The following is a 14,302-nucleotide window of genomic DNA, read 5'->3' as shown; positions in this document are numbered from 1 at the left end:
CCCATGACCGCGATCCACCTGCATCCTTCCGAACTGGCGCTGCTCTTTTCCTTTGCCAAGGTCACCGAAATCGTTGGTTGGGGCGATGCGCCATTCCAGCCCGGTGCGGATGGAACTGGCGACATGGCCGCGTGGTACGCTGACGGCACCGCCCGACTGAAGGCCGCGGGGCGGCTGGTCGAGAAAGCGGACAAGACCGTCACCTTTGTTCCCAGCCTGACCGAAGCCACGCTGGCGCTCGTCGATCCGGCCCTGGTCATGATGGCCGAACGCAAGGAAGGCAGCGAGGGTCTGCGCCGGTTGACGGTCCATCTGTCCGATGATGCCTTGGTGGGCCTGACGCGCCAAGCCGATGGCATGTTTGAGCTTACGCGGTACGCCAACCTGACCGCCGCCGCTGCGGCCTGTGCCGCATTTTTAGGCACAGCCCCCCTGCCCGTCACAGCCGGGTTGAAGTTGGAAACCGATATGAACAATCTGCGGGTGATGCAGACTCTTGCCGACAGCGGGCAGCAGGAGACGGCTCTGGCTCGTCTGATTGATCTGGGTGCCCCTGAGGCAGAGGCGGCATCGTTGCTCAATGCGATGACCGCGCCCAGCGCCTCAGGCATGCTCAGTCTGCTATATTGCGCGGACAACGTGGCGCGTAATGCGCAGGCTTATCGCGTGATGACCCATGCCGAGAGCGACACCTGGATCACCACAGCACTTGGCAGCCCGCAGGGGCCAATGGTGATCGAGCGGAGTTCGATTACGGCGCTCACGGGCCGGATCATGGTCACCGTTGCGGCGCGTATGCAGCTTGCCGCCTAAGGCTCACGACACGGCATGTTGCGTATTGGCCTTGATCTTGCCTGCCATTGACGCCTAGCTGATGCCATGCCCTTGCGCTTTACCTTTCGACAGTTGGAATACCTCGTGGCGGTTGGCGACGCGGGGACGATTGCGCTTGCGGCACAGCGCATCAATGTCTCCTCGCCCTCTATTTCTGCCGCGATCAGCCAGTTGGAAGCCGAGTTTGGCACACCCCTTTTTGTGCGCCACCATGCACAGGGTCTGACGCTCACCCCCGGCGGTCAGCGCATCTTTAACGAGGCCAAGCGCATCTTGCACAGCGCAGGTGCGCTGAATGATCTGGCCAGCGACATCGCAGACCTTGCACGCGGACCGATTGGGGTTGGCAGTCTGATCACCGTCGCCCCGCTCGTCAGCGCCTCGGTGCGCCGCTCGTTCGAGGCGGCCTTCCCCGATGCCGATGTGACCCTGCGCGAGGGCCATCAGGTCGATCTGCTGCGTATGCTGGGACGGGCCGAGATTGACGTGGCCATCACCTATGATCTTGAGATACCGAAAGATATCGTTTTCGAGCCGCTGGTCTCCCTGCCCCCTTACGTCATGCTGCCCCGCGATCATCCGCTGGCGGGCCGCGCCTCGCTCTCGCTGCAAGATCTGGCCGGTGCGCCGATGGTCCTGCTGGATATGCCGCTCAGCCGGGAATACTTTCTGTCGATGTTCCAAAGCGCTGGCATCCGGCCCGTTATCGCGGAGCGCACGAGCGATATGTCGGTGTCGCGCAGTCTGGTGGCCAATGGGTTTGGCTTTGGTCTGAATAACATCCACATCAAAACCACGCTGGCCCCCGATGGCGAGCCATTGTCCTGTTTGCCGCTCAACGGCGATCACCGCCCGATGGTCTTGGGGCTGGCGACCAAACGCGCCGAACATCGCCCGCGCATCGTGGCGGCCTTTCATGATCACGTCAAAGAATTGGCCGATGCGGGTGCCCTGCCCGGTATCACCGGCCCTTAAGGCCAATAGCACGGCACGATATGACGATGAGCGTCCGGCGATAGGGTCGCTGCATCCGTCGCATCACCCCAAGTCGTGCTTAGCATGGGCCTAAGCACAGCTTGCGCACAGTTTTCTTGCCGGTCCGGCGGATAATTGGTCAACTTCGGCCAACTGCATCAAGTGAGTGTCATATGAGCCGAAACCGCCGCTACGATGTCCTGTTCGAGCCGATGGCGATTGGGCCTGTTACGGCCAAGAACCGCTTTTATCAGGTGCCTCACTGCAACGGCGGCGGCTACCGCGATCCGTCTGCGGTGGCAGAGATGCGCGGGATCAAGGCGCAGGGCGGCTGGGGGGTGATCTTTACCGAGCAGTGCGAGATGCATCACAGCTCTGAAATCGCGCCATTTATCGAGCTTCGCCTTTGGGAAGATCAGGACATTCCGATGATTGCTAAGATGGCCGACCGGATGAAGGAGCACGGCGCACTTGCGGGCATCCAGCTGGCCTATTCCGGGATCAACGGCCCAAACCTTTATACCAAAGAGGTGCCTCTGGCCCCCACGGCCATGCCGATCCGCACCTTCACCAATGATCCAGTGCAGGCCCGTGCGCTGGACAAGCAAGACATCAAGGATTTGCGTCGCTGGTTTGTGAACGCGGCCAAACGGTCGCGCATCGCCGGGTTTGACCTAATTTGTCTCTACGGGGCGCACGGGTTCGGCATCTTCCAGCACTTTCTGTCGACCGCCACCAATCAGCGCAGCGATGAATACGGCGGCAGTCTGGAAAACCGCGCGCGGTTTGTGCGCGAGGTGGTCGAGGATATCCGTAATGAGGTTGGCGACACGATGGGTCTGACCCTGCGCCTATCCTTGGACGAGATGATGGGCGATCTGGGCTTTGCCAACTCCGAGGTGCGCGATTTTATCGAGATGCATGCTGATCTGCCTGACCTGTGGGATTTGGCGCATGGCGCGTGGGAAGATTGCTCCGGCCCGTCGCGGTTCAAAGAAGAAGCCGCGCAGTTTGATCTGGTCACCGGCATCAAGGCGCTGACGACCAAGCCTGTGGTGGGCGTGGGCCGATTTACCTCGCCTGACGTGATGGTCAAACAGATTACCTCGGGTACGCTGGATTTCATCGGTTGTGCGCGGCCCTCAATCGCCGATCCGTTCCTGCCCAAGAAAGTCGAGGAAGGCCGGATCGAGGACATCCGCGAATGTATCGGCTGCAACATTTGCATCACCGGCGACATGACCATGTCGATCAGCCGCTGTACCCAGAACCCGACGTTTATGGAGGAATGGCGCAAGGGCTGGCACCCTGAGCAGATGAATACCAAAGGCGCGTCGTCATCCGTGTTGATCGTCGGCAGCGGCCCGGCAGGGTTAGAGGCAGCCCTCGCCTGCGCGAAACGCGGCTATGACGTGGCGCTGGCAGAGGCGGGCGAGACGCTGGGCGGACGTGTGGCGCGGGAACGGCTTTTGCCGGGGCTATCGGCTTGGGGCCGTGTCGCTGATTACCGGACCTATCAACTGTCGCAACTGGCTAATGTGCAGACCTACCCCGGCTCCGAACTTGATGCCGCCCAAATCCTCGACTTCGGGTTCGAGAACATCTGCATCGCCACCGGAGCCGATTGGCGCGCCGATGGTGTTTCGCGCCAGCATGTGGTGCCGATGCCTATGGATGCCGCCATGCCGGTCTTTACCCCTGATGACATCATGGCGGGCCGCCTGCCCACGGGCCATGTCACGCTTTATGATGATGACCACTATTATATGGGCGGTGTGCTGGCCGAACTGCTGGTGCAAAAGGGCTGTACTGTCACGCTTGTGACCCCCTGTGCCTATGTTTCGGACTGGACGAATAACACGCTCGAGCAGGCGACGATCCACCGCCGTCTGGCGGAAATGGGCGTGGACATCCAGCTTAATCGCGGTGTGCTGTCGGTGAACGCAGGCAGCGTCATCACCAATTGCACCTATACCGAGCAGACGCGGCAGCAGCCCTGTGATGCTATCGTCATCGTCGCCTCGCGCCAGCCCCGTGACACGCTTTATACCACGTTGAAGGCACGCGAGGCAGACTGGGCCGATGCAGGCATTACCTCGGTCAAACTGATTGGCGACGCCAATGCGCCCGGCCCCATCGCATGGGCCACCTACGCGGGTCACCGTTATGCCCGCGAACTGGACGGCGCAGATATCGGGGACGCCCTGCCCTTCCGTCGCGAAATTGCAGCATTGGCAACGACATGACAACGCCGCCTTTCCCAACCGACCCGACCGCATTGGAGCATATGCTGGACTGGGCGCGGACCCGCATCACTGAAGGACCTGACCCCAGAAATGGTGCGCAAAGCTTTGCTGCGCTGGATGACAGGCTGGGCCATTCGATTACTAGCGTAGGCATTGGTGCCGCGCAGGCCTTTGCTCTTTTTACGGATGTCATTGTCCCCTCGACCCGGCCCTTTGATCACCCCACCAGCCTCGCCTTTGTGGCCGCAGCCCCCAGCCCGGCGGCGCTTTCTGTTAATGCCGTGCTGGGCGCCGCAGAGATTTTCGCGGGCAATTGGGATGGCGGTTCAGGCGCCATTCATGCCGAGAACCAGGCGCTTGGCTGGCTTGCAGGCCTCGCAGGGTGGCCCCACAGCGCCGGAGGTGTTTTTGTATCAGGTGGTACATTGGGCAATCTGTCAGCCCTGCACGCCGCCCGCATCGCCTGCACCCGTTTCGACCGGCCCGCCACCCATATCCTGTGCAGCGAAGAGGCCCACAGCTCCATCGCGGCGGTGGCCAGCGTGATGAACGTCGCGCTGATCAAGGTGGGAGCGGATGCCCAGGGCCGGATGCAGGCCGATGCCGCACGCGCTGCGGTGCAAGATGCCACGGGCATCTTTGCCATCGTAGCCAATGCCGGAGCTACAAACTGTGGCGCTGTAGACGATATTGCGGGGCTGGCCGATCTGGCCCAAGAGCTTGATGTCTGGCTGCATGTCGATGGCGCATACGGACTGGCCGCTTTGGCCGATCCTGAGGCGAGGCCGCTCTTTGACGGGATCGAACGGGCCGACAGCTTTATCGTCGATCCCCACAAATGGCTGTTTGCGCCCTATGACAGTTGCGCGTTGGTCTACCGCGAGCCCTTGCGCGGTGCGCAGGCGCATGGGCAACAGGGTGCCTATCTTGAGACGCTGGATCAGGAGGCTTGGAACCCGTCGGACTACGCGCTGCATTTAACACGCCGTGCACGCGGTCTGCCGCTTTGGTATTCGCTCAGCACCTATGGCACCGATGCCTATAGGCAGGCCATCGCCCGCACCCGCCAGATCGCGGCCGAGATTGCCGCCGGGATTGAGGCAACACCGGGATTGGAACTGATCCTCGGGCCGCAGCTAACGGTGATCCTGTTCAGCCCCAGTACCCTGTCAGATGATGCACTGGCGGAATGGGCTGAGGCCCAAAGGCGCAGCGGTGCGCTGTTGTGCTTGCCCACCACATGGCGCGGCGAAAAGGTGCTGCGGCTTTGCATCGTCAATCCGGCCACAGACCCTGCGCATGTGCTTGGCGTGTTAGGAACTCTCGTATGACGACCTCTGTCGTTTTGGCGTAGGTCGGCACGCGTTTGGGCGCAGGCATTGCTTTGCATAACGCCAGTTTTGCATCGGCGCTCTTTTGACCGAGGTTGGCGGGCGTACAAGGATAGCCTTCACGACCGTTGACCTGAAGCTCATACGCACCACCCGCGTGGCATGAGAGTGGTTCGGGACCGAAGGCCCGAAACCTATGACACGCTCATCCAATGCGCAGCCGGTGCGCAGTTGGCCTAGCCGATGCTCATACCATCGTCGTATTGCAGGATTACCACGCGGCATCGTAGGTCGTTACCTTGGTGTCCCAGGTAAAGGCGTCGTCCAGATCGCTGACCGAGCGAAGAGCAATCGTGCCGTCAACATAGACCAGTTCAAGCGCGCGCCCGTCATTATAGACAAGCTCGCGGGCAGCCAGCTTGCCATCGGCGTCGTATGTTTTGATGTCGCTCTCATAGTGATAGGCATCTTGCGTATCGGTGGTTTTCTGCTGTGTTTTGGTACTGTTCTCGAACAACACTTCAACCACGCGACCATTATCATAGGTGTCTGTGATACTGTCGCGGACGCCAGCGGCATCATAAGTAGTCGCCTTGGTTGTCCATCCATAGGCATCGTCCAGATCGCTGATCAGACGCGAAGAAAGGATGCCGTTGTCATATTCCGTCGCAAACATGCGACCGTCATCATAACTGATATCGCGTGAGACGCGGTTGCCGTCGGTGTCAAAGACATTCAGAGTGCTTTCCCACCCGCAGACATCAAGCGTATCGGTCGATTCAATCCGTATCTTGACCCCGTCCTGATACTGCGTTTCTAGCACGCGCCCGTTGTCATAGACATTGGTCTGGCTGGTGCGTGCGCCGGTCTCGTCATAGGTGTTCTCCAGCGTGATCCAGCTGTAATTATCCTGCAGATCCGCCAAAACCGTCGAGGCCAGTTTGCCATTGCTGTGAAAAGCCGATGAAAGCTGGCGGCCATCGTCATAGAGCATGACACTGGATGCAAGGTTGCGCCCACCGTCGTAGGTATCGACGATGCTCTGCCAGTTATAGACGCCGCCGGTGTCCGTTGTGGTGGTTTGGGTTTTGACCCCGTCGGTATAAAACACCTCGACCACACGACCATTGCCATAGGTGTCGGTCTGAAGCGCACGCGCGCCGTCGGCGTCATACTGTGTGGCCTGAGTGTACCAGCTAAAGGCGTCAATGGCATCAGCGAACACCCGGGATGCGATCACACCGTCAACGAAGCTCTGGTCCAGCGTGGTGCCATCATCGTTCAGCATCTCGCGCATCACCAATTCGCCATCCGCGTCGAATGTGTCGGTATAGCTCGTCCAGGAAAAGCGGTCCTCGATGTCCTCGACGAAACTGGTTGTATAAACGGGCACCTCTGTCAGGTCACCTTCGGTCGCCAGCGTGTCGATATCAGAGTTCCATGTCGCCTCCCCCGGCAGCGCGCTGCCGGTCAGGTCCGAAAAATTAATAATCATGGTGGTGAAGAGATCGCCCTGCGCCGCACTTCAAGCCAAATTCACGATATTGGAATAGGAGACTGAGATGCTGCCGTTCTGTCCTTCGGGGCAGGTCAAGAGCGTGAAGGGGAACCCGTTTTGCGAGGTTGGCGTGTTGATGCCGGTCAGGTCATCTTCCATCGTCGTGGTGATATCAAAGACCGAGTTCGCAGGGGCCAGGTTGATCTCCAGCAACTGGAGGGGCTTGTCTGTGGTCAGCTCGTGTTCGCTGAACGCGAAAAACATAGAGATGTTTGCGCCGCTCGCGCCGCCGTTGGTATATGGATCCAGTGCAGCCCAGGTCAGTCTCTCGCTTGTGCCATCCGCGTAGGTTGCGACGATTATGGCACCTGCAAGGCCCACACCGCGGAAAGAGGTGTCAGCGCGGATCCCGTCCACCGTCTCAAAGGCGGTTCCGGTTGTCGTCAACGGAGCGTTCACGGAAATAGGCAGGGCAAAAGTCACTTTCTAACACGGCGGCATAGGCAGATACATTCAATCGCCGATCTGAAAGGCGCACTTCTCTTCTTTGAAATCGAAAGCCATCTGATCTTGCTAAGTGACTTTGGCAATCATGACGCAATATTGTCGCGATTTCGTTTGAAATTAGACAAAGTTCTGCTCTGTGACTAGCTGACCTTTGGGAAACAATGGCCTGTGGGCGCGCCAACGATAATGGTCCGGCGGGTCTGCAGCGAAGAAAGGATAGCAGACGGGTTTCAGTGCTTTGCACTCCAATCGCCCTTATCTGAACAGCGGATAGCAATAGATCCTTATCTGTTTCTCTGCTGTTCCTGAGCGTCTCGCGCTGGGCCTGTCGTATGAAAGTAGAGCCTTTAGCGGGGCCTTTGCGGTGACGCCGCTAAGCCAGAAATAACTAGCATGCCGAGAGCACTGCGGGCCTGCCGGTATCCGTTTAGAACGCTTTTGCACGCGGCCCGGTGGCCCAAAAGCAACGCGCAGGGTTCGGTCCCGTTGATTGCGCAAAGCCGTGCATCCTCGAGCGGCTGTGCCCGTCCTTACCAGTGATTGCCGGACAAACCCCAAAACGGCTCTGGTCACCTGCGGCGCGTTCGGTTTATCTTTTCACTATTAATTTTTTCATTTCCCATATCGGAGGCTCTATGCTTCGCCTGCTTGCTTCAGCCCTTTTCATCGCGCTGGCCTCTGCTGCGCCGGCGCAGAACACCGCAAATACGATCCTTGTGATGGATGGATCCGGATCAATGTGGGGTCAGATTGATGGCGTCAACAAGATCGTCATCGCCCGTGACGTGGTGGGCGATCTGCTGGACACCTTTCCAAGCGACCAGAATCTGGGGCTGACAGTCTATGGTCACCGCGAGCGCGGCAATTGTGCGGATATTGAAATCGTCGTTGCCCCCGGACCCGGCACGATGAACCAGATCCGCACGGCTGTGGAGGACATCAATCCGCGCGGCAAGACTCCCATGACCGATGCGATCATCGCGGCTGCAAAGGCGTTGCGGTATACCGAAGAAGCCGCAACCGTGATCCTTGTCTCGGACGGGATCGAGACCTGCAACCCCGATCCATGCGCGGCGGCACGCGCCCTGGAAGAAGCAGGAATTGATTTTACCGCCCATGTGGTGGGCTTTGATGTGACTGACCCCGCAGCACTCGCGCAGATGCAATGCCTTGCAGGCGAAACCGGCGGGCAGTTCTTTACCGCCGCCAATGCGTCTGAATTGGCGACCGCGCTGACGACTATGGTGGCCGAGCCTGTCTATGCGCCGCAAACCGTACAGCTTGTCGGCGTGCTGGCCCCCGGTGGTGCCGAGATCACGGAGCCTGTGCGCTGGAACATCCAGCCTCAGACGGGCGCAAATTACGATGGTGCCGGTCCGGGCTTTGCTATGGATCTGGTCGCTGGCGGCTATGATGTGACCGGCATCCGTGAAAGCGACGGCGCGCAGGCGCAGGCGACCTTTGATGTCGCCGCTCTTGAAGCGGATCAGGGACAGCGGATTGAGGTGGTCTTTCCCGAACCAGCCCCCGACCCCGCCGAAGTGAGCTTTCGCGCTGTCATCGGCACCGAAAATGGCGCATTGATCGAAACCCCTGTCTTCTGGACCATCACCTCCGAAACGGAAGGTACCATCATCGACGAAGAAATGGTCAACCCGCTGGCCACATTGTTGGCACAGGGCTCTCATACCGTCACTGCCTATTGGGCCGAACAGGAAAAAGCCTCCGAACCGCGCCAATTTATCGTTACGGCCGACCCCCGCGAGATCACCGTGGTGTTCGAGCCACCCGCGATAACGGCGTCGATCGGGGCACCGGCCTCTGCCGTGGTGGGGTCAACGATTGAGGTTGTCTGGAACGGCCCTGCAAGTGCGGATGATTACATTGGCATCGGCAAGGCGGGTGCGGGCGGATCGGCCCAGTGGCGCAACTTCGCTCCTGTGGCCGAAGGGTCGCCCCTCAGCCTGCTGGTGCCGCCGGAACCGGGCCAGTATCACATCAGCTATTTCGATGCGGCGACCCGCAGTGTTCTGGGCTTTGTGCCCATCGAGGTGACCCCGGCTCAGATCACCCTGAACGCACCCTCCGAGGTCAGCGTCAGCGAGATGTTCGAGGTTTCCTGGACCGGCCCCGATTACGCCGGTGATTTCCTTGGTATCGGCCCTGTCGGCAGCAGTGGATCGGCGCAGTGGAAGAACTTCACGCCAACGGCTGAAGGCAATCCGTTGCAACTGCGCGCGCCATCGCAGCCGGGTGACTACCTGATCAAATATTTCCTTGATCAGGAAAACTGGCCCGCAATGGAGGTCGCGATCACCGTGACCGAGCCACAGGTCAGCGTCACTGCGCCTGCAGAAGCAGATGTGAGCCAGATGATCGAAGTGGCCTGGACTGGGCCGGACACGCCGGGCGATTTCATCGGTATCGGATTGGTGGGCAAAAGCGGGTCGGCGCAGTGGCTGAACTATACGCCCACGGCGAACGGCAACCCTTTGCAGCTTATGACACCATCAAAGCCGGGCGACTATATGATCAAGTATTTCCTTGATCAGGGCAACACGCCGCTGTTCGAGGTGCCCATCACCCTGCGGGAACCGGTCGTCAACGTCACCGCCCCGGCAAGCGCCGAAGTGAGCCGCATGATCGAAGTCTCTTGGTCCGGACCCGATACGCCCGGCGATTTCATCGGCATCGGCCGCGTCGGCCAAAGCGGGTCGGGTCAATGGCGTAACTACACCCCCACGTCCGAAGGATCGCCCCTGCAACTGCTGACACCGGCGGCCCCCGGTGACTATGTAATCAAGTACTTCCTTGATCAAAGGAACACACCGCTCTTTGAGGTGCCGATCACCTTGACGCCCGCTGAAGTCACGATGGAGGTTCCTTCGGTGATGCTGGGCGGCACCACGGTCGATATTCCGTGGACCGGACCTGATCACCCTGGTGATTTCATCGGCATCGGTCTGAAAGGCAAAAGCGGGTCTGCACAGTGGAAGTCCTATGTCCCCACGGCTGATGGCTCACCGGCCCGTCTGACGGTGCCCACGGCGGGCGGTGATTATGTGGTGAAATACTTCCTCGACCAACGCAATACGCCGGTGATGAGCGTGCCTGTCTCGGTCACGACACCCGCAGCCACGCTGAATGCGCCAGCCACAGCAGCGGCAGGATCGACCATCGAAGTGGCATGGACCGGCCCCAACTACGCCAGCGACTATATCGGGATCGGCAAGGCCGGAGCGGGCGGTTCGGGACAGTGGAAGGCCAACGGTGCCACGGCAGATGGCGCGGTCCTGACGATCACCTTACCGGATGAGCCCGGAGACTACGCGATCAAGTACTTCGCCGGGAAGGACCGGGTGATCATCGCGGAACGGCCTCTGACACTTCAGTAGGCCCGCGAGTGGCAGGGCGTCAGATCTATCGCGATGCGCCCTGCCCCTGTCTGCGCGCCGCTGATACCTGATCTGAATGGGTGCTGCCGCAAAAGCAGGCGGTTTGGTCTGCGCGCGGCGCTGCGACCGAATTGACGGTTGCTGCAATGCGGCACGCTCTTCATAGTGAAGGCAAGGAGGACCCTTATGTCCATCACCGCCAGCATCTACCATCTGACCCACTACAAATACGACCGGCCCGTCACGCTTGGCCCGCAGTCCATTCGCTTGCGGCCTGCGCCGCATTCGCGCACGCGGGTGATCTCGCACAGCCTGACGGTCTCGCCCTCGGCGCATTTTGTAAACCACCAGCAAGACCCCTATGGCAACTGGCTGGCGCGTTTTGTCTTTCCCGAACCGGTGCGTGAGTTCAAGATCGAGGTCGATCTGGTGGCGGATATGTCCGTCTATAATCCGTTCGATTTCTTTGTTGAGGACAGCGCCAAGGAATTTCCCTTCTCCTATGACGATGACATTGCGCCGGACCTGAGCATCTATCTGGCCCGTGATCCTGTCGGCCCCCTGCTTGAGAGCTTTCTGCAAACCGTCCCGCGTGAGCCGATGGTCACAATTGATTTTCTGGTCGGGCTGAACATGCGCTTGTCCCAGGAAATAAATTACGAGATACGCATGGAACCCGGGGTGCAAACCGCCGAGACAACGCTGGGCCGCGCGGCGGGGTCGTGCCGCGACACCAGCTGGCTGCTGGTGCAGGTGCTGCGCAACCTCGGGATCGCGGCGCGTTTTGTCTCGGGCTACTTGATCCAGCTGAAACCTGATCTGGTCGCGCTCGATGGTCCTGCGGGCACAGACAAGGATTTCACCGATCTGCACGCCTGGGTCGAGGCCTATCTGCCAGGCGCGGGCTGGGTCGGGCTTGACCCGACTTCGGGCCTTTTGGCAGGTGAAAGCCATATCCCGCTGGCGGCCACGCCGCACTACCGACATGCCGCGCCGATCTCTGGCGTGGCGAGTGCGGCGGATGTGGACTTTTCCTTCGACATGCAGGTGACCCGCACCGCCGAGCATCCGCGCATCACCAGGCCGTTTTCTGACGACGCATGGGAGGCGCTGAACACGCTTGGCAAGGATGTCGACAAGCGGCTCGAGGCTGGCGATGTGCGCCTGACCATGGGTGGCGAGCCGACCTTTGTGTCGATTGACGATTTCGAGAGTGCGGAGTGGAATTCCGACGCGGTTGGCCCAGCCAAACGCGGTCTGGCCGACAAGCTGATGCGTCGCCTGCAGGGCAAGTTCTCTACCGGCGGGCTGCTGCACTACGGGCAGGGCAAGTGGTATCCGGGCGAGACTTTGCCGCGCTGGACCTTCTCGCTCTACTGGCGCAAGGATGGACAGCCCATTTGGCGCGATCCCGATCTGCTGGCACAGGAAGACACCCGCGAAGATGTGGGTCCAGAGGACGCCCAAGCCCTGCTCAGCGCCATTGCCGAGCGACTTGAGGTGCCTGCGCAAAACGTGCTGCCCGCCTATGAAGACCCCGCCGAGTGGATCATCAAGGAAGGTAACTTGCCCGCCAATGTGACGCCCGAAAACTCCAAACTCGCTGATCCTGAAGAACGCGCGCGTATCGCCCGGGTGTTCGAGCACGGGCTGACCACGCCTGCGGGCTATGTGCTGCCGGTGCAGCGCTGGCAGGCCCGGGCCGCCAGCCGCTGGCTGTCCGAAGTTTGGGAATTGCGTCGAGGCAAAGTCTACTTGGTCGCGGGGGACAGTCCGGTGGGCTACCGCTTGCCGCTGGGCACCCTGCCCCATGTGCCGGAAACCGACTATCCCTTCATCGTGCCGCAAGACCCCACGGAGCCGCGTGCGCCCCTGCCCGCAGCCCCTCCCGAAGCACCAGCTGTTGAAACGCCTGCTCAGCCCGTGGCCCAGCGGACTGAATCCACGGCAGGCCAAGAACGGGTGGAGCAAACGCTTGGTGACCTGAATGGACGGGTACGCACCGCCATATCGGTAGAGCCTCGCGACGGGCGTCTGTGTGTCTTCATGCCGCCGGTCGAGACGCTTGAAGATTATCTGGAGCTGATTGCAGCCGTTGAAGGCGCGGCCAAAACCATCGGTCACAAGGTGCTGATCGAAGGATACGCGCCACCTCATGACCCCCGTGTCGAGGTGATGCGCATCGCGCCTGATCCCGGCGTGATCGAGGTGAACATCCACCCCGCTGCCAGCTGGGACGAATGTGTAAACACGACCCAAACCGTCTATGACGAGGCGCGGCAATGCCGTTTGGGCACCGATAAATTCATGACCGATGGCCGCCATACCGGTACGGGCGGTGGCAATCATGTGGTGGTGGGCGGGGCCACCCCCGGCGACAGCCCGTTTCTGCGCCGTCCTGATCTGCTGAAAAGCCTGATCCTGTTCTGGCAGCGCCATCCCAGCCTGTCCTATCTCTTTGCCGGCACTTTCGTGGGCCCCACATCGCAGGCGCCGCGCATCGACGAGGCGCGGCATGACGGGCTGTACGAGCTGGAAATTGCGCTGGACCAGATCTGGCCTCCGGCTGATGGCACACCTCCGCCGCCCTGGCTGACCGACCGGCTGCTGCGCAACGCGCTGATTGACGTGACCGGCAACACCCACCGGACAGAGATTTGCATCGACAAGCTGTTTTCGCCCGATGGGCCGACGGGGCGTCTGGGTCTGGTCGAATTCCGGGGCTTCGAGATGCCGCCCAACCCGCGCATGAGCCTTGCGCAGCAGTTGCTGCTGCGTGCCATCATCGCGAGGTGCTGGGAAAACCCGATCAGCGGCAATCTGACCCGCTGGGGCACCACGCTGCACGACCGCTTCATGCTGCCTGCGTTCATCTGGGAAGATTTCCTTGAGGTGCTGGGCGATCTGCGGGGTCACGGCATGACGTTTGACCCTGATTGGTTCAAGGCACAGGCCGAGTTCCGCTTCCCCTTCTGCGGCGAGGTCACCTATGAGGGCATCACCCTTGAGCTGCGTCAGGCGCTGGAGCCTTGGCATGTCATGGGGGAAACCGGTGCGATCGGTGGCACGGTGCGCTATACCGACAGTTCGACCGAGCGGTTGCAGGTCACGCTGCGAGGGGCCAACCCCGACCGCTACCGCGTGACGGCCAACCAACGCTGCGTGCCGATGACGACCACCGCGGCCAATGGCACGCAGGTGGGCGGTGTGCGCTATAAGGCTTGGAAGCCTGCGATGTCGCTGCATCCGGTGCTTGAAGTGGATGCGCCGCTGACCTTTGATATCTTTGACGCATGGACGGGTGCGTCTTTAGGCGGATGCCGCTATCATGTCGCGCATCCCGGCGGACGCAATTTCGATACCTTCCCCGTCAATGGCAATGAAGCAGAGGCGCGACGCTTGAGCAGGTTTGAGAAAATGGGACACACCCCCGGCACAACGCCGCCCGTCCCCGAGCGGCCCCATCCGGAATTCCCGATGACTTTGGATCTGCGCCGCAGGGCGGGCCTTTAGGCG

The 14,302-nt window shown here is 60.6% G+C and carries 8 protein-coding genes; 6 read left to right on the top strand and 2 right to left on the bottom strand.

The annotated features are described in order from the left end of the window. Window positions 1-3: 3 nt before the first annotated feature. The 4 genes from Z945_RS0115660 to Z945_RS0115645 all read left to right on the top strand — a co-directional run bounded on the left by Z945_RS0115660 (window position 4) and on the right by Z945_RS0115645 (window position 5,386). Window positions 4-813 (top strand): hypothetical protein, encoded by an 810-nt coding sequence (locus Z945_RS0115660; protein WP_025053046.1) that lies wholly within the window; start codon window positions 4-6, stop codon window positions 811-813. 66 nt (window positions 814-879) lie between these two features. Beyond that, on the top strand, window positions 880-1,809 hold the full coding sequence (locus tag Z945_RS0115655; protein WP_025053045.1) for a LysR substrate-binding domain-containing protein: 930 nt from the start codon (window positions 880-882) through the stop codon (window positions 1,807-1,809). A 173-nt stretch (window positions 1,810-1,982) separates the two neighbouring features. Then, on the top strand, window positions 1,983-4,055 hold the full coding sequence (locus Z945_RS0115650; RefSeq protein ID WP_025053044.1) for an oxidoreductase: 2,073 nt from the start codon (window positions 1,983-1,985) through the stop codon (window positions 4,053-4,055). Beyond that, a complete protein-coding gene (locus Z945_RS0115645; RefSeq protein ID WP_025053043.1) occupies window positions 4,052-5,386 on the top strand; it encodes a pyridoxal phosphate-dependent decarboxylase family protein in 1,335 nt (444 codons plus the stop codon). Before Z945_RS0115650 ends, Z945_RS0115645 begins: the two co-directional genes overlap by 4 nt. Before the next feature lie 271 nt (window positions 5,387-5,657). Here the strand turns inward: Z945_RS0115645 and Z945_RS20135 are convergent, their stop codons facing one another. Both Z945_RS20135 and Z945_RS19770 read right to left on the bottom strand, forming a co-directional pair. After that, the gene (locus tag Z945_RS20135) at window positions 5,658-6,881 is read right to left on the bottom strand and encodes a hypothetical protein (protein ID WP_025053042.1); all 1,224 of its coding nucleotides are present in this window, start codon (window positions 6,879-6,881) and stop codon (window positions 5,658-5,660) included. Window positions 6,882-6,911: 30 nt separating this feature from the next. Beyond that, entirely contained in the window at window positions 6,912-7,331 is a 420-nt protein-coding gene (locus tag Z945_RS19770) for a hypothetical protein (RefSeq protein WP_052862674.1), read from the bottom strand. Between the two features lie 695 nt (window positions 7,332-8,026). Here Z945_RS19770 and Z945_RS20130 point away from each other — a divergent pair. Together Z945_RS20130 and Z945_RS0115625 are read left to right on the top strand one after the other, a co-directional pair. Further along, complete coding sequence (locus Z945_RS20130; protein WP_025053040.1) at window positions 8,027-10,786, top strand: vWA domain-containing protein; 2,760 nt, start codon at window positions 8,027-8,029, stop codon at window positions 10,784-10,786. Window positions 10,787-10,972: 186 nt separating this feature from the next. Next, complete coding sequence (locus Z945_RS0115625) at window positions 10,973-14,299, top strand: transglutaminase family protein (RefSeq protein WP_025053039.1); 3,327 nt, start codon at window positions 10,973-10,975, stop codon at window positions 14,297-14,299. Window positions 14,300-14,302 lie beyond the last annotated feature (3 nt).

It is taken from the genome of Sulfitobacter noctilucae, from assembly GCF_000622365.1.
GTDB lineage: Bacteria > Pseudomonadota > Alphaproteobacteria > Rhodobacterales > Rhodobacteraceae > Sulfitobacter > Sulfitobacter noctilucae.
The sequence above is the reverse complement of the archived record's forward strand: the minus strand, read 5'-3'. Positions and strand labels throughout refer to the sequence as shown.